12 protein-coding genes are annotated in these 17,578 nt (G+C 30.4%); 9 read left to right on the top strand and 3 right to left on the bottom strand.

The genetic code is table 11. From position 1 onward, the window contains the following. Nucleotide 1 precedes the first annotated feature (1 nt). The 3 genes from WG951_RS01670 to corA all read left to right on the top strand — a co-directional run bounded on the left by WG951_RS01670 (nt 2) and on the right by corA (nt 2,324). The gene (locus WG951_RS01670) at nt 2-439 is read left to right on the top strand and encodes a nitrophenyl compound nitroreductase subunit ArsF family protein (protein WP_105048483.1); all 438 of its coding nucleotides are present in this window, start codon (nt 2-4) and stop codon (nt 437-439) included. Beyond that, the gene (locus WG951_RS01665) at nt 440-1,150 is read left to right on the top strand and encodes an aromatic aminobenezylarsenical efflux permease ArsG family transporter (protein ID WP_105048482.1); all 711 of its coding nucleotides are present in this window, start codon (nt 440-442) and stop codon (nt 1,148-1,150) included. Between the two features lie 241 nt (nt 1,151-1,391). Further along, a complete protein-coding gene (gene corA / locus WG951_RS01660) occupies nt 1,392-2,324 on the top strand; it encodes a magnesium/cobalt transporter CorA (protein ID WP_105049359.1) in 933 nt (310 codons plus the stop codon). Between the two features lie 12 nt (nt 2,325-2,336). Here the strand turns inward: corA and WG951_RS01655 are convergent, their stop codons facing one another. Continuing rightward, nucleotides 2,337-3,125 carry a transglutaminase-like domain-containing protein gene (locus tag WG951_RS01655; RefSeq protein ID WP_105048481.1) on the bottom strand — a complete coding sequence of 263 codons (789 nt, stop codon included), beginning with the start codon at nt 3,123-3,125 and terminating at the stop codon, nt 2,337-2,339. 433 nt (nt 3,126-3,558) lie between these two features. Here WG951_RS01655 and WG951_RS01650 point away from each other — a divergent pair, with 433 nt between their 5' ends. Next, on the top strand, nt 3,559-5,400 hold the full coding sequence (locus tag WG951_RS01650; protein ID WP_105048480.1) for a cystathionine beta-synthase: 1,842 nt from the start codon (nt 3,559-3,561) through the stop codon (nt 5,398-5,400). Between the two features lie 97 nt (nt 5,401-5,497). Here the strand turns inward: WG951_RS01650 and ychF are convergent, their stop codons facing one another. Beyond that, on the bottom strand, nt 5,498-6,589 hold the full coding sequence (gene ychF, locus WG951_RS01645) for a redox-regulated ATPase YchF (protein WP_105048479.1): 1,092 nt from the start codon (nt 6,587-6,589) through the stop codon (nt 5,498-5,500). A 128-nt stretch (nt 6,590-6,717) separates the two neighbouring features. On the opposite strand from ychF, the gene WG951_RS01640 reads away from it, so the two are divergent. The 5 genes from WG951_RS01640 (at nt 6,718) to WG951_RS01615 (ending at nt 16,927) form a co-directional block, all read left to right on the top strand. After that, nucleotides 6,718-7,281 (top strand): RNA polymerase sigma factor, encoded by a 564-nt coding sequence (locus WG951_RS01640; protein WP_105048478.1) that lies wholly within the window; start codon nt 6,718-6,720, stop codon nt 7,279-7,281. A 71-nt stretch (nt 7,282-7,352) separates the two neighbouring features. Then, complete coding sequence (locus WG951_RS01635) at nt 7,353-8,342, top strand: FecR family protein (protein WP_105048477.1); 990 nt, start codon at nt 7,353-7,355, stop codon at nt 8,340-8,342. 308 nt (nt 8,343-8,650) lie between these two features. Continuing rightward, the gene (locus tag WG951_RS01625; protein WP_394365381.1) at nt 8,651-11,293 is read left to right on the top strand and encodes a TonB-dependent receptor; all 2,643 of its coding nucleotides are present in this window, start codon (nt 8,651-8,653) and stop codon (nt 11,291-11,293) included. Between the two features lie 160 nt (nt 11,294-11,453). After that, nucleotides 11,454-14,096 (top strand): TonB-dependent receptor, encoded by a 2,643-nt coding sequence (locus WG951_RS01620; protein WP_105048475.1) that lies wholly within the window; start codon nt 11,454-11,456, stop codon nt 14,094-14,096. Nucleotides 14,097-14,218: 122 nt separating this feature from the next. After that, nucleotides 14,219-16,927 (top strand): TonB-dependent receptor, encoded by a 2,709-nt coding sequence (locus tag WG951_RS01615; protein WP_105048474.1) that lies wholly within the window; start codon nt 14,219-14,221, stop codon nt 16,925-16,927. A gap of 240 nt (nt 16,928-17,167) precedes the next feature. On the opposite strand, the gene WG951_RS01610 is transcribed toward WG951_RS01615, so the two are convergent. Next, nucleotides 17,168-17,518, bottom strand: a complete 351-nt coding sequence (locus tag WG951_RS01610; RefSeq protein ID WP_105048473.1) for a 4Fe-4S dicluster domain-containing protein — start codon at nt 17,516-17,518, stop codon at nt 17,168-17,170. Between the last annotated feature and the right edge of the window lie 60 nt (nt 17,519-17,578).

Below are 17,578 nucleotides of genomic sequence, written 5' to 3'. Positions count from 1 at the left end.
CATGAAAACAAATAAAATTTTAGCTTTTTTAACAATCGGATTTTTGTTAATAGCCTGCAATGAGCAAACAAAAAGTAAAAACAAAACTATAGAACAGTCCATTTCTAAAATAGAGGTTTTAGACTTTCATTCTACCCATAGATGCATTACCTGTAAAGCTATTGAAGCTAATACAAAATATACCTTAGACACCTATTTTTCTAAAGAAATAAAAGCTAGTAAAATTACCTTTCAGGTAATTGATGTCGATAAAAAAGAAAACCAAACAATGGCCGAAAAATTTGAAGCTTCTGGTACTGCTTTAATTTTAAATGTGATAAAAAACGGAAAAGAAAAGAAGATAGATCTAACCAATTTTGCGTTTATGAAAGGAAATGATAAAGATGTATTTGCTAAACAATTAAAAGAAAAAATAGACAAAGAACTAAAAACTCTATAAATGGATTTTTTGCAATCTCTTTTAGAGAGTTATAATTTTCCTCTTTTAACGGCACTTATACTTGGCCTCATGACCGCTATTAGCCCTTGCCCATTAGCTACCAACATAACGGCAACTGCCTTTATATCTAAAAATATTTCGAGTAAACGAAACGTTTTTTTAAGCGGATTGCTATACTCTTTGGGGCGTGGTTTTAGTTATACTACTATTGGTATGATATTATATTTTGGTGCAAGCAAGTTTCATATTTCTCGTTTTTTTAATCAGAATGGAGAAAAATACTTGGGGCCTTTATTAATTATCATCGGTTTAATTATGTTAAATGTTTTAAAGCTCCATTTTTTAGGAAAATCTAATTTTCAGAATAAACTATCCGATAAATTTAAAGATAAAGGCTTGTTAGGTTCTTTTTTAATAGGTGTAGTATTTGCCTTAGCTTTTTGCCCTTACAGTGGTGCCTTATTTTTTGGCATGCTCATTCCTATAACTATTGCCTCTGCAGACGGATTATATTTACCTATAATTTTTGCAATAGGAACCGGATTACCAGTAATACTTTTCACCTATTTATTAGCCTTTACAGCAGGAAAAATTGGCGTATTCTATAATAAAATTACTAAAATAGAAAATGTAATGCGTAAAGTTGCCGGTGTTGTTTTTATTTTAACAGGCTTGTATTATGTGTTTATTTTTATGGGAATATTAGCATAGTTTACGCAGAAAATAAAGGATACTTTAAAAGTCTTTATTTAAACAAAACTATTCTTTTATTCGCATTAACAAAACTTATAAATACCGAGTTTTTCTTCATTTAAAAAAGGTAACTGATAGTTAATGTGTTTTTAATTCAAAAAAACTAACTTCGCCGCTTTACAGTACTTTTTTTAGTAGTAAAAGAACGTTTATACAGTTTACACATCAGGTGGTAGCTAAAAAAGACATCAAAAAACAAATGATTACATACGCAAGCATAGAAAACGGACAAATTATAGTGGAAACAGGAGCTAATTTTTCTCCTTCTAATATTCTTTGGATTGATCTTAAAAACCCCACTTTTGATGAAAAGAAAAAAGTAGAAGAAACTTTTGGTGTAGAGTTATTTACACCTCAAGAAAGAGAGGAAATTGAATCTAGTTCTAAGTTTGTAGAATCTGAAAGTGAAATTGGTATCAACCTTAATTTTTTAAGAGAAGAAAACGGAAATTACATTAATGAACCGATATCTTTTATTCTTAAAAACAACTTTTTAATTACACAAAGACAACATGATTACAGAACTTTTACAGATACATATCATAAAATTCGTTCTGTAAAAGCAAAAAACGGAATTGATGTTTTTTTAAATATTCTTGAAATACGTATCGATTTTGATGCCGATTTAATAGAAAATATTACTGAACAAATTACGACTATTAGTAAAGGGTTGGTTAAAAAAAATGATCTAGAAAGACAGTTGTTATTAAAAATTACTGCTTTTCAAGAATCTACCATCTCTATTCGAGAAAACATTGTAGAAAAACAACGAATTCTATCGGCTATTTTAAAAAGTAAGTTTTTTCCTAGAGAAAATTACGACACTCTTTGGGTGATGATTAAAGACATTGGTTCTTTACTAGACCATACTAGTTTTAATTTTGAAAGACTAGAATTTCTTCAAAATACCTTTTTAGGTTTGGTAGATATGGAGCAAAACAGAATTATTAAAATTTTTACGGTAGTAACGGTTATTTTTATGCCTCCAACTTTAATTGCCAGTATGTATGGTATGAATTTTAAATTTATGCCAGAATTACAACAATCTTGGGGATATCCATTAGCAATTTGTTTGATGATTACTTCATCAGCTGTAACACTTTTGTTTTTTAAGCGCAAAAGATGGTTATAAAAAACCTACAACTTAAATTTTAATTTGCTCTACAGTTACACGTTGCTCTAAAGAATGAGCCACAGGTCCAAATTGATTAAATATAGCAACATCTGCTGCATCTAAACCATAGCCTACCGCTACGTAACCTCCTTTTGCTTCTGTTTGTGTAGCATCAAAAGTATACCAACGCCCACCAACATAAGCCTCAAACCATGCGTGCATATCCATGGGATGTAATTTGTGCAAATAACCAACCACCATGCGAGCAGGAATGCTTAAACTTCTGCACAATGCAATACCTAAATGAGACAAATCTCTACAAACACCAGAACGTTTGTAGTTTACTTCGGTAGCAGAAATAGGAAAATCGCTACTACCAGGAATGTAACTAATATTTGTACGTAACCATTCTTCTATAGCAAACACTTGTTCATATCCTACAGGTTTATCTGCGGTAATTGTATTTGCTAAGTCGTTAAATCGGTCAGACTCACAATACCTGCTAGGTAATAAATAACAAAGTACTTCATTAGGTAAATTCTGAATTTCTACAAAAGGAGCTTCAAAATTCACATCAACAAATTCAGACGTTTTTACATCTGAACTTGTAAAAATGGTAAACTTACCAATTGGTGCTACCAAACGTTGGCAAAGATTTCCATAATCATCTGTAAACTCTACAATAGGTACATTGGGATATATTTTAAACTCATCGCGCTCAATCCACTGTTCTGCACCACTTCTGGGACGCAGCATCAAAATAAAAGGAGTTGGTGTTTCAATATCAAAAGCCAAATTACAACTTACACGTAACCACATAAATAATTTTATTTAAAATTATAACACCAAAATTGGTACCTTTTAAAGGTAACTGATTCATCATAGAATACTGATGATTTATATGTATTAATTGCATCATAAATTTACTTAAACCGCAATTGTACGTTCAAAAATCGATAATTAAAGAACATTTTACAGGTACAAACAAAGAGGTATAGCAACTAAAAATCATCAATAAATAGAAAATAAAAGGCTCCTTTTACAAAGGATATTTAACGATTTAAGTACCTTAAAAGAATCTAAATACATATTGTTAAAATTTAAAATGTAAGGTAATGCGCGTTGATTTATCAATTCAAAAAAACTAACTTCGCTAACTTATTATTTACATCTAAAAATTAGATAGAAGCAAGCCAATGTGCATTAAAACACTTCTAAAATAAAACCTAATTAATCTACAAAAGTGCTAATTATGGAAGACAATAAAACACTAAATTATATAAAAGTTGTATTAGAAAACTTACCAACAGATTGGTTAAATTTAACTACACATCGACTAGATATTTATAATGAAAACTTGGCTAAAACAGCGTTTTTAGATAAGTTTGATACTTTATATAACAACAATAATGCTACATCCGCCATGTTAAATGCATTGCCTACAGCTTATGATTATATACGTTTAGGGCATCCATTGTCTTGTGTTTTAGAGTGGGCAATTGCAAAATTAAATGCTATTAAACCAGAGAACGTAATTAGCTTTTCTTCACAAACGATTCCTGTTTTAGCTGTGTTAAGAAAGAATTTATTATCTCAAAAAAAAACTAGAATTATTTATTTAGATAAACCACCACAATCATTTAACAATAAGATAGTTAAAGAAATTTATAATTATAATTTTGAACTACAAAAAGCAACAAGTTTATCTGATATTTCTACTTTTAACGGAAGTACTATTTTTATATCACAAGAAGACCAAATTGGCACATTTAAGAAAAATAAAAACATTGATTTTGTTATCAATCTTTATGATTCTCTTGGTAGTGTTTTAATGGTAAATGGCGAACAAAATGAACATTATATTTCCGACATACAGCATGTAAGAAGAAGAGAAACTATTGCCATGACTCCTTCTAATTCTCTTACAGCTCTAAATGCCTTAGTAACTAAATCTTCTTTTAAAAATAAAAAGGATAACAGCACAAATAAAACAAGTGTTTTAAATGCTATAAAAGAAGTTACGGGCTCTAACACAAAACCTTTAGTTGCCACTAGCGGACTCTCAATTCAATATGCCATTTTAATGGGATTAATTGAAGATGCTAAAGAGAATCATAAAGGAAAAGCAATTAAAATTATTGTTCCTCCTAATTGTTATGGCGGTACAAATGACCAAGCAAGACGTGTTGCAGCTTGTATTGACAATGTAGAAATTGTAGATTTATTAGTTGATGGCGATAATGATATGGTGCAAAGTATAGATAGCGTTTTAAACAATATTGCTAAACAAGACGCTGTGCCTTATATTATTGCTGAAATACCAACAAACCCAAGAGTTGAAGTTCCGAATTTAGTTCAATTAAAAGAAGCATTAAGCAAAGAACGTATAACTACAACGGGAGAAATTGCTATAGATCCTGTTTTTATTTTAGACCAAACATTCTGTCCTAATGTTCATTTTTTAGGTGATGGTGAAATACTATCTACCGTTAGAACCATTTCTTTTGCAAGTGGCTCTAAATTTCCTAGTGGAGGAAAATGTACAGCAGGCTACTGCGTAGGAAATAAAAAAACGGTAACCTTGATCGATAAAATTGAACAACATTTAACCCTTTGTGATAATGAAGCTACTGATTTTCAGTATGAAATATTAGCCAAACAACTGCCTTCTATGAATCAAAGAATTAAAGATGCCTATACTAATACGCGTCAGTTTGTAAATTATATTCATGAAACTTTACCAGGAGCAAAAATAAATTTTGTGTCAGAAGAGTTAGCTGCACAAGGATTTACACCATCTGTTTTTTCATTAGACCTTCCTACAACAGGAAACTCAGAAGAAGAAAAAGAAGCTAACAAAAGAGCCTTAAATTTAAAGTTAATCAACTTAATGATTACAGAAATTCCTGATGAAAGTAAATTCTGTGTAAGTTACGGACAGTTAAAAGGCTGCTATTGGACGATACCTGCAACATCTACACAAGGAACAACCAAAGAAGGAGATAAAGACTATATTGTTCGTGCATCACTTTCTCCTACCATGAATTTAGAACTTCATAAAAAAGTATTTTTAAAATTTGTAGAGAGTATGTAAAATCAACTATATATTTAACCTAAAATAAATTTAGGTTGACAAAAAAATCCCAATGATTTCTCATTGGGATTTTTTTTATATTATCAAATATCCGTAATTACACATTAAATCTAAAGTGTAAGATATCACCATCTTTAACAATGTACTCCTTACCTTCTACCCTCATTTTACCCGCTTCTTTTACTTTTGCTTCAGAACCATAAGTTACAAAATCTTCATAAGCAATAGTTTCTGCTCTAATAAAACCTTTTTCAAAATCTGTATGAATTACTCCTGCAGCTTGTGGCGCAGTAGAACCAATAGGAATTGTCCAAGCTCTAACTTCCTTTACACCTGCAGTAAAATAGGTTTGTAAGTTTAATAATTTATATGCAGAACGAACCAATCTAGCCACACCAGCTTCTTCTAAGCCAATATCTGCTAAAAACATTTGTCTTTCTTCGTAATCATCTAATTCTGTAATATCTGCTTCTGTACCAACTGCCAAAACAATTACTTCTGCATTTTCGTCTTTAACAGCTTCTTTAACTTGGTCTACATACGCATTTCCAGAAACGGCAGAACCTTCATCAACATTACAAACATATAGTACTGGTTTTGATGTAATAAATTGTAAAGGTTTAACAAACTCCATTTCTTTCTCAGAAAAATCTAAAGTTCTTACAGAAACTCCTTTTAATAAAGTTTCTTCAATTTTTAATAAAACTACTAATTCTGCTTGCGCTTCTTTATTACCTGTTTTAGCAGTTCTTTTTACACGCTCTAAACGTTTTTGAACCGTTTCTAAATCTTTTAATTGCAATTCATAATCAATAGTTTCTTTATCTCTTACAGGATCTATAGAATTATCAACATGAATAATATTATCATTATCAAAACAACGCACTACATGTAAAATAGCGTCTGTTTCTCTAATGTTTGCTAAAAACTGATTTCCTAAACCTTCTCCTTTACTTGCTCCTTTTACCAAGCCAGCAATATCTACAATTTCTACAGTAGCAGTTTGAACTCTCTCTGGAACCACCAATTCTTCTAATTTTTTTAAACGAGAATCTGGCACATTTACAACCCCTAAATTGGGCTCAATGGTACAGAAAGGAAAGTTGGCACTTTGCGCTTTTGCGTTAGATAAACAGTTAAATAAAGTTGATTTTCCTACGTTTGGTAATCCTACAATTCCGGCTTTCATGTAAATAAATTTTGCGAGTGCAAATATAATGCAAGTTTCATTAAAATATAATTAAATCAATAAAGAAAGAGTAGAATCATCAATTTTATTTATTTTTAAAAAAATATTTGTCACATTTACACTCTTAAATGAATAAAATAACAGATCAATTTATTTGGAAAGCCTTAAAGGAAGGAGATCTTAGAGCATTTTCTACACTCTTTGAAATCTATTATCCTATGCTACATAATTATGGCTTAAAAATTTCTAATGATGTTGCTCTTACAGAAGATTCTTTACAGGATTTCTTTTTATACGTTTATGAACATAGAGAAAATTTAAGCGATTTAGATACGATTGCCCCTTATCTATTTACATCCTATAAACGGTTTTTATTAAAAATGATGCAGAAAAATGCAAAATTAAAACATACTGATTTTTCTAATGAAACTTTTGTAGACTTACAGTTTACTGCTGAAGAAATAATGACACATCAAGAAACAGAAAGTTTTAAAAATAAAAACCTCTCTAGATTATTAAATAAATTACCCAAAAGACAAAAAGAAGCCATTTATTTAAAATACTACAGTGGTTTAAAAGCTACCGAAATATCAGAAATAATGGGTATTAATTATCAAAGTGTTATAAACTCTCTTCATAAAGCCATAAAAAGTTTAAAAGAAGAAATTTCTATTCTAAAATTATTTAATTGAGTTTAACATAAAATTAAGAGTATAAAAAAACAATATTTGCCTTATACAAGTACAATGACCTATTTATTGAAATGATTAAGAAAGAATACAATACCATAAATGACTTTTTAGATGATGATTCATTTAAAAATTGGGTGCTTCAAAACAACGGAACTGATGTTGGTTTTTGGGATTTTTGGATTGCCAACAATAAAGATAAAGAAGAATTAGTAAGTACAGCTAAAGACCTGGTTTTAGGCATTTCTTTTAACCAACAAACTGTTGATAAAGAAAAAGTTAGTTTAGAATGGCAAAAACTAGAAGCTAAAATTAAAGCTAAAAACCCAGTTCCTAAGAAAAAAGTTAAATATCTTAAAACTTTTAGTGTAGCAGCTTCTATACTTCTACTAATTTCTATAGGTATCTATTTTTCTTTTAATAACACCAAAATGACCCATAAAACCAGTTATGGAGAAATTTTAAATATAAAATTACTAGATGGTAGCCGTGTTACTTTAAATTCTAATTCTAGTTTATCCTACTACAAAAACGAAAGCAGAAAAGTTTGGTTGTCTGGTGAAGCCTTTTTTCAGGTGGATAAAAAAGTAACTACAAACGCAAAATTTTGGGTAATAACAGACGATTTATCTGTAGAAGTTTATGGTACCTCTTTTAATGTAAATACAAAAAAGCAAAAAACAGATGTGTTTTTAGAAGAAGGTAATATTTGGTTAAAACTAAATAACGGAATTGATAAAAAAATGATTCCAGGTAACTACATCTCCTATTCCGCAGAAAAAAATAAAATATTAGAAGACATAAATACTTTTGATTCTACTCTAAAAACTTCTTGGAAAAATGGTTCTTTATTGTTTGAAAACCTATCTTTGGAAAAAGCGATGGAAAAAATAGAAGAATCTTATGGCTATTCTATCATTTTTAACGACGATGCAAGTAAAAATACCTTAATAACAGGAGCGGTTCCTATTACTAATATTGACATCTGTTTAAAAGCCATCGAAAAATCTGCTGATGTAAATATTATCAAAAAAGATAGTAGTTTAATTATTAGTAAAAAGTAGGTATAACTTTAAATTAGTAAATTATTCAAAAATCTGTATACATAAAGCTGTTATTACTTGTTTTTGTAACTTTTACGTATCAAACAATAATTGCTCAAGAGCATAAAAAAGAAAGAATCCCCTTAGCTACTTTACTCGATAAAATTAGTAACAAGCATAAAATATTCTTTACTTACAATGCCAACTTATTAGACAATAAATACATTCAAAAAGAAGGTTTTGTAAACTTATCTTTAAAAGAATCTATTTCTTTATTAGAAAAACTCACCCCTTTTCTTTTTGATGATTTAGGTAATAATTATTACGTTATTTATCTAAAAAACTTTGGCTCTAATAAAAAGCCGGTTTCTAAAGAGAGAACTACTGTTTCTAAAACAATAAATCGTACTTTTAAGAAAAACAAAACTGTTTTTAGAGGAATTATTTTAAGCTCAGACAATACACCTCTTAGTGGAGCAACGCTGCAAGAAGAAGGTTCTTTAGACGGCACAACTACCAATAAAGATGGTACTTTTGAAATTAAAATTCAACATAAAAATAACATTACCGTTAGTTTTATAGGTCATAATTCTAAAACGATACAACTAAAACCAAATGTATTTAATACCATTGTTTTATTGTCTGGTCAAGAATTAGAAGAAGTACAAGTTATTGGCTCTAGAAATAAAAATAGAGTTGCCAACGACACACCTGTTGCCATTGATTTTATAGACATCGAAGAAACCGCTACAAAAAGCAGTCAAGTAGAAATTAATCAGTTTTTACAATACGCTATTCCTTCATTTAACGCTACAAAACAATCTGGTGCAGACGGAGCAGACCATATAGATCCTGCCACAATTAGAGGTCTAGGACCAGATCAAACTTTAGTTTTAATCAACGGAAAAAGAAGACACCAAGCCTCTTTAATAAATTTATACGGAACAAGAGGAAGGGGTAATTCTGGTACCGATTTAAATGCAATTCCTATTTCTGCCATAAAAAGAATAGAGTTATTACGCGATGGCGCTTCTGCTCAATACGGTTCTGATGCTATTGCAGGTGTTTTAAATATTGTTTTAAAAGATACCGACAATGAGCTAAACATAAGTTCTACCTTAGGGTTTCACAATGCAAATAGCAATCGTTTTTTACCAAAAAAAGCTGATGGTTTTACTTATAAATTGGCTTTAAATTATGGTACAAAAATTAGCGAAGGCGGTTTTGTAAACTTTACAACAGAAGCTTTATCTGTAGACAACACACTAAGACCAAGTACATTTGCAAGAGAAAAATTTGGGCAAGCGGCAGTAAAAAATGTAAGTCTTTTTCTAAATTCTGAAATTCCTATTTATAAAAACACCAAATTATATATAAATGGCGGACTTAATTATAAGAATACAGAAGCCTACGCATTTACCAGAAGACCTGATACCGAAAGAAACGTATTAGAAATTTATCAGAACGGATTTAACCCTTTAATTACCTCTAATATTTTAGATAATTCTTTATCTTTTGGATTAACGACTTACTTTAAAGAATGGAATGTTGATGTAAACAATACTTTTGGTAGAAATAATTTTCATTATTTTATTAAAAACACTTTAAATGCAACACTTTTAGAAAATTCTCCTACAGAATTTGATGCTGGTGGTCATCAATTAATACAAAATACTACAAGCATTGATTTTTCTAAATATTTTGATACTACTACTTATGGTTTTAATATTGCCTTAGGTTTAGAGTACCGATTAGATAAATATAAAATTTTTGCAGGTGAAGAAGCCTCTTACGCTAGTTATGATGTAAATGGAAACACTATAACAAATCAAACGCCAATAGAAAATTATAAAACATACAATGGCAATATAAGACCCGGAGGCTCTCAAGGTTTTCCTGGTTATGCGCCAGAAAATGAAGTAAACAGAAACAGGTCTAACTTTAGTATTTATGCCGATACAGAAATAGATTTTTCTAAAAACCTTATGTTAGGTGCTGCCTTACGTTATGAGTATTATAGTGATTTTGGAAGTACCTTAAATTACAAATTAGCTTCTAGATATAAAATAAATAAAAAATTTAACCTTCGTAGTTCTTTTAGTACAGGTTTTAGAGCCCCCTCTTTAGCGCAAATTTATTATAATTTAACTTTTACTAATTTTATTGGCAATACCCCTACAGAATCACTTTTAGTTGCAAATAATAGCTCAATTGCAAGAAGATTTAATATTGATAATCTTAAAGAAGAAAAAGCTAAAAACTTTAGTTTTGGGGTAACCTCTAAATTAAGCGCAAACTTTAAAGCTTCTATAGATACTTATATTGTTTACATTAAAGATCGAATAATTTTAAGCGGAAATTTTGATGCATCGCCACTTGGTTTTGATGTAAATAATGTGCAATTTTTTGCAAACGGTGTAGACACAAAAACTACAGGTGTAGATTTAATTTTAAACTGGAAAAAAAGTATTGGTAAGAGTTTATTTTCTGTTGATTTATTGGGTAACATTAACCACATGAGTATTACCAACATTAAAAATAAAGAATTAGATAAAGAAACCTTTTTCGGTAAAAGAGATCAACAATTTTTATTAGCATCTGCACCAAAAAGCAAGTTTAACTTGGGTTTAAATTACGAGTATAAAAAAATAAAAACTTCTTTAAACTTTACTAGATTTAGTAAAGTAGAATTAATCGATTGGCAAATAACCCAAGACTTGTCTAATTTTAATAATTCAGAATTAGAAAGGTTAAAAGCTTCTACAGATTTCTATCAATCAAAAATAACCACAGATTTACACTTTAGTTATCAACTAAATAAAATAACAAATTTACAATTTGGAGCGAATAATTTGTTTAACATCTACCCCACTAAACAAAATAACCATACAGATAGTGGTGGTTTATGGGACGCTACACAAATGGGAACAAATGGCTCATTTTACTACACTAAACTAAATATTAAGCTTTAAATATTATCATAATATTTGCTTTTTAGCATTTTCTTTAAAAAAAACTCATTTTAAAAGAGTATACTTTTTTCCTTTCTTCCTTATATAATAAATGAGGTCTTAATAACCACATAAAATTAAGAGACTCAACTAACAGATTTATGAACCAATAATTATATTTATGAAACAAAAGTATTTATTAAAATTTTGCACAATTACTTTTTTGTTTATGCTTCCTTTAGGATTGATGGCACAAACAGTTAAAGGTAAAGTAACGGATTCATCTGGTGAAGGTTTACCATATATGAATATTGTTGAAAGAGGGAATCATTCTAACGGTATCGTTTCTGATGATAATGGAGAATTCTCTATTACAGTAAAAAGTTTACCCGCCATATTAATTGTATCTTCTATGGGGTTTGAAACTAAAAACGTAAAGGTAAAAAACACTTCATTCTTAAAAATTGTTGTGAATGAAGATAATGCTTTAGATGAAGTGGTAATTACAGGGAATAGAACAAAACCTAGAACAATATTAGATTCTCCTGTACCTATTGATAATATTAACGTAGCAGAATTAACTAAAAGTGGAAAACCAACTTTAGATAGAATGCTAACTTTTAAAGTTCCTTCTTTCAACTCTCAAAATCAAGCCATTGCAGATGCAACTGCGCATTACGATCCGGCAGATTTACGTGGTTTAGGCCCAAGTAGAACTTTAGTTTTAATTAACGGAAAACGTAAAAACCAAAGTGCTCAAGTATATTTAAATAGAACTCCAGGTAAAGGAGAAGTTGGTGTAGATTTAAAAAGTATTCCTACAGCAGCTATAGAAAGAGTTGAAGTTTTAAGAGACGGTGCTTCTGCTATCTATGGTTCTGATGCAATTGCAGGTGTATTAAACATCATCTTAAAAAAGGATGTAAACTACTCTACTTTTACATCTAAAGCAGGAATAACTTCTGAGCAAGATGGATTTAACTTTTCATCAGACTTTAATACAGCATTTTCTTTTGGTGATGGTGGTTTTGTAAATGTAACTTTAGGCTACTACAAACAAGCAATTACCAACAGAGCTGGTGATGTTCCTGTTTCAGACATAGGTGCAAATCCTTCTGCTAGAGATCTTGCTTGGTTAGAGGCAAACCCACAAGCAGGTATGAATGTTGGTCAACCAGAAATGGAAAAGAAAGATCTTTTTGTAAATATGGAACACCCTATTGGAGAAAACTCAACACTATATTCTTTTCATGGGTTAACTACTAGAAACGGACAAAGTTTTGCATACTACAGAGCTCCTTATTGGAGAAATGACGTTGCAGATGCTAACTTTTTAACAAGAAACCCAGATGATTTTATAGGATATCAACCTACTTTTGAAACCACTATTAATGACCACATCAATGCACTTGGATTAAGATTTCCAATAGCAGAAGGTTGGGATGCAGATGCAAGTGTAACCTACGGTTCTAATGATGTAGATGTAACAATAAACAATTCTTTAAACAGAGATTATTTAGCAGATCATGGTACTTCTCCTAGATCTTTTAATCCTGGTGGATATGTTTTTACAAACATTGTAGGTAATTTTGATATTAACAGTCAATTATCTGATGCTGTTGGTTTAGCATTTGGGTTAGAATTTAAACAAGAAAGTTTTAAAGCAATTGAAGGAAACCCTTTATCTTATTATGGTGCTGGTTCTGATTCTTTTGCAGGTATTAAACCTGATGAAGCAGGAAAATGGACTAGAAACAATTTAGGATTATACTCTCAATTAGAATATGATGTTACAGATAAATTATTATTAGGTGCAGCAGGAAGATATGAAGATTATACAGATGCTGGTTCTAATTTTTCTTGGAAAGTAAATGGGCGTTATAAATTAGGTAGTAACGGAGCTTTAAGAGGTTCTTATAGTACTGGTTTTAGAGCACCAACACTACATCAATCTCACATTACTTTAAGTCAGTATATTATTGTTGCCGGATCTTCAGAACCTTTATTACAAGGAACGTTAGCAAACGATAACCCTGCTGTACAAGCATTAGGAGTACCTAGTTTAACTCATGAAATTTCTAAAAATATTTCTGGTGGTTTAACATATAAATTTAATAGAAACTTTTCTGCCTCTGTAGATTTTTATCAAATTAAAGTTGATGATAGAGTTTTATTCTCTTCTCAAATTGGTTCTGATAGTGATGATACTACAACAAATCCTGTAGAACAAATTTTAGAAGATAACGGTGTGGTTGCAGTACAAGTTTTTATCAATGCAGGTGATACAAAAACAACAGGTACAGATATTGTTTTAAATTATAACAATATTGAAGTTGGTGAAAGCGGAAAATTAAACGCAAGTTTTGCAGCTAACTTTAACAAAACAACTATAGACGCAATTAATACACCAAAAACAATTGCTGATGCGGGTTATAATATTTTTGACAGACAAGAGCAAGGTTTAATTACAAACTCTAGACCAAAATCTAAAATGATTTTAGGATTAAACTTAATCACAGACAAATGGGATATTTCTTTTAACAACACTCGTTTTGGAGAAGTAATTATTACAGCACCACAATCTGGCGGTACAGATCAAACTTTGTCTTCTAAAATTTCTACCGATTTAGGTTTTGGATATAAATTAACAGATAGAATTACGTTTAATGCAAACATTAACAACATTTTTGATGTGTATCCAGATACAACCTTGGCTTCTACCAATACTGCACAAGCAGAATCTAGATTTAAATACTCTTCAGAAGTACAACAACTAGGTCAATTAGGTACTAATTTTAGTGTTGGAGTAAATGTTCAATTTTAACATCTACTTTATATAACCAAAGTAATTATTAAAACTACTCCTCAAAATAAAATATTTTTTTTGAGGAGTATGTTTCATTTAGAATAAAAACAAAACATTCTTTTTAATTAAAAAAAACTTTTATGAAACAACTCTCATTATTAAAAATATGTACGATAACTTTTGTGTTTCTACTTCCAATAGGAATTCTAGCACAAACTATAAAAGGAAAACTAACAGATTCATCTGGCTTAGGTTTGCCATATATGAATGTTGTAGAAAAAGGAAACACTTCTAACGGATTGGTTTCTGACGATAATGGAAACTTTTCTATTACTGTAAAAAAATTACCAACAACCTTAGTGATATCTTCTATGGGGTTTGAAACAAAATCTATACAAGTTACAAACAACTCTTTTTTAACCATTGTAGTTAAAGAAGACAATGCTTTAGAAGAAGTTGTGGTTGTAGGTTCTAGAAACTCTAACAGAACCGTAGTAGATACACCTGTCCCTGTAGATATTATTGATGTACAAAAATTAGCGGCACAAAATGGTAAAGTAGAAATTAATGATATTTTACAATTTGCAGCACCTTCTTTTAACGCAACCAAACAATCTGGTTCAGACGGGGCAGATCATATTGTACCTGCTTCTTTAAGAGGTTTAGGTCCCGATCAAACTTTAGTTTTAATCAACGGAAAAAGAAGACATCAATCTTCTTTAGTCAATATTTTCGGTACTAGAGGTCGTGGAAATTCTGGTACAGATTTAAATGCAATACCAGCTTCTGCTATTAAAAGAATTGAGGTTTTAAGAGATGGTGCTTCTGCACAATATGGATCGGACGCTATTGCTGGTGTTATCAATATTGTTTTAAAAGATAATACAGATGGTATTACAGCAGGTATTACGTATGGTGCATATAGTACAAATGTAGGTTCTGGTTGGGCAGAAGAAACAGGTGAAACACTGTGGAATGTGAATGGCAAAAATAGATTAGATGGTAAAAACAAACGTTTTGATGGAGAAACCGTAAAATTAGACCTAAATTTTGGTGCAAAAATTAATGACAAAGGTGGTTTTGTTAATTTTACAACAGAATTTTTATCAAAAAACAATAGCTTAAGACCTGGTTTTTCTTGGCGAAAAGGATACGGTAGTGCTGGTTTAGATGGCTTTAGTTTTATGGTAAATTCTATAATTCCTTTAAATGATAATACAGAAGTATATGCTTTTGGTGGTAGAAATTATAGAGATACAAACGCTTATGCATTTTCTAGAGATAGTTTTGATGAAGGTGATAATAGATCTGTACCTAGTATTTATCCAAATGGTTTTACACCAAGAATTACCTCTATAATTACAGATAGCTCGGTTTCTACAGGTTTAAAACATACTTTAGATAACGGATGGAAAGTTGATTTTAACAATACTTACGGAATAAATAAATTTCATTATTTTATTAAAGATACCAACAATGCTTCTTTAGGAAGCGCATCACCAATAGACTTTGATGCAGGTGGACATAGTTTATCTCAAAACACTACTGGATTAGACTTTTCTAAATACTACGAAGAATATGCAAAAGGAATCAATTTTGCTTTTGGTTTGGAATACAGAACAGAAAACTTTCAGATTTTATCTGGCGAAGAAGCTTCTTATGGCTTGTATGATACCAACGGTGTAATTATTACAAATCCGGCAATACAAACTGTAGCAACAGATTCTAATGGAAACGAATTACCGGGTGGTTCTCAGGGCTTTCCTGGATACAGCCCAGATAACGTAGTAGATAGAAGTAGAACAAATATTGGACTTTACTTTGATACAGAAGTTAACATCACTGATAATTTTTTAATCAACGCAGCATTGCGTTATGAAGATTATAGCGATTTTGGTAATACATTTAACTACAAATTAGCTAGTAGATTTAAAGTAAACGACAATTTATCTTTTAGAGGTTCTGTATCTAGTGGTTTTAGAGCACCATCTTTAGCGCAAGTTTACTACAATTTAAAATTTACAAATATTGTTGCAGGTAAATCGGTACCATCTTTATTATCTGCAAACAATAGTATTGTTACCAAAGCATTTGGTATTGGCGCTCTACAAGAAGAAAAAGCATTAAATACAAGTATTGGCTTTACTTATAAGAAAAACGGATTTACAGCTACAATAGACGCCTACTCTATTGCTGTTGATGATAGAATTATTTTAACAGATAATTTTACAGATCAAACCATTTTAGAACCTTTAAACGTAGATACTGCTCAGTTTTTTGCCAATGGTGTAGATACTAAAACTACCGGAGTAGATATTGTTTTAAATTACGCTACAACAATTGGTGCAGATAACAAATTAAATATTGGTTTAATAGGTAACTTAAATAAATTAGAAATTAAAGAAGTCCATAACGGAAATTTAAATCCGTATACTTTTTTTAGTGGTTTTTCTCAAGCTTATTTAGAAGCCGCTGCTCCTGACTATAAATTTGGGTTAAATTTAGGTTACACCAGAAAAAAGTTTAATGCAAATGTAACTTTAACCAAATTTAGTGAGGTACAACTGCAAGATTTTCAGTGGGTAGATGCACCTCCAACAACAAAAGCAGAAGCAGATGCACTGTATTTAACAGCAACCGATACTTATAATTCTTTAATTACAACCGATTTAAGTTTAAGTTATAAATTTTCTGATAAAATTAGCTTAACTCTGGGTGCAAATAACCTATTTAATGTTTATCCAACACCTCAATTTGATGGTTGGACAGATCAAGGAGGATTGGCAGATTCTGTACAAATGGGCTCTGACGGAGCTTATTATTTTACAAGAATTAGTTTTAATTTATAAACACAACAAGCTAACAGAAGTTTCAAATAAAAGAGGTTGTTTAAAAAAGTATAAAACTTGTTGTACTAACTTTATTTTAGGTTGACAAAAAAAAACTTTTAAGACAGCCTCTTTTTATTGTAAAAAGTAATTTCTATTATAGATTTAGTAATGATTAAAACCAAAAAATCCCGAATTTACTTCGGGATTTTTTATATCTAATTTTAAAAAAATAGAATTTTATTTTTAAAAGTTTAGCATCTATTCATTATGCATAAAACGTTGTTTCTCTAACAGCTCTTCTTCTGTTTCTACAACGTCGTCATCTGGCACACAACAATCTACAGGACATACTGCAGCACATTGTGGCTCATCATGAAAACCTTTACATTCTGTACACTTATCTGGAACGATGTAATAAATTTCATCAGAAACAGGTTCTTGATCTTCATCGGCGTTTATTGTTTTACCATTTGGTAAAACCGCATTTCCTTTTAAATCTGTTCCATCAGAATATTTCCAATCGTCAGCTCCTTCGTAAATTGCAGTGTTAGGACATTCTGGTTCACATGCCCCACAATTTATACATTCATCTGTTATTATAATTGCCATAATTTTCTGTTCTGTTTTTGTACCTTTGCAGTTGCAAAAATAAAGCCAATATTATAGACA

The organism is Polaribacter butkevichii (assembly GCF_038024105.1).
GTDB classification, from domain to species: Bacteria; Bacteroidota; Bacteroidia; order Flavobacteriales; family Flavobacteriaceae; genus Polaribacter; species Polaribacter butkevichii.
The sequence above is the reverse complement of the archived record's forward strand: the minus strand, read 5'-3'. Positions and strand labels throughout refer to the sequence as shown.

What these genes read in the sequence shown, in the direction of transcription:
- WG951_RS01640 (WP_105048478.1), top strand. Translation starts at nt 6,718, where the DNA reads ATGAATAAAATAACAGATCAATTTATTTGGAAAGCCTTAAAGGAAGGA.
- WG951_RS01620 (WP_105048475.1), top strand. Translation starts at nt 11,454, where the DNA reads ATGAAACAAAAGTATTTATTAAAATTTTGCACAATTACTTTTTTGTTT.
- WG951_RS01665 (WP_105048482.1), top strand. Translation starts at nt 440, where the DNA reads ATGGATTTTTTGCAATCTCTTTTAGAGAGTTATAATTTTCCTCTTTTA.
- WG951_RS01670 (WP_105048483.1), top strand. Translation starts at nt 2, where the DNA reads ATGAAAACAAATAAAATTTTAGCTTTTTTAACAATCGGATTTTTGTTA.
- WG951_RS01610 (WP_105048473.1), bottom strand. Translation starts at nt 17,518, where the DNA reads ATGGCAATTATAATAACAGATGAATGTATAAATTGTGGGGCATGTGAA.
- corA (WP_105049359.1), top strand. Translation starts at nt 1,392, where the DNA reads ATGATTACATACGCAAGCATAGAAAACGGACAAATTATAGTGGAAACA.
- WG951_RS01655 (WP_105048481.1), bottom strand. Translation starts at nt 3,125, where the DNA reads ATGTGGTTACGTGTAAGTTGTAATTTGGCTTTTGATATTGAAACACCA.
- WG951_RS01635 (WP_105048477.1), top strand. Translation starts at nt 7,353, where the DNA reads ATGATTAAGAAAGAATACAATACCATAAATGACTTTTTAGATGATGAT.
- WG951_RS01615 (WP_105048474.1), top strand. Translation starts at nt 14,219, where the DNA reads ATGAAACAACTCTCATTATTAAAAATATGTACGATAACTTTTGTGTTT.
- WG951_RS01650 (WP_105048480.1), top strand. Translation starts at nt 3,559, where the DNA reads ATGGAAGACAATAAAACACTAAATTATATAAAAGTTGTATTAGAAAAC.
- ychF (WP_105048479.1), bottom strand. Translation starts at nt 6,589, where the DNA reads ATGAAAGCCGGAATTGTAGGATTACCAAACGTAGGAAAATCAACTTTA.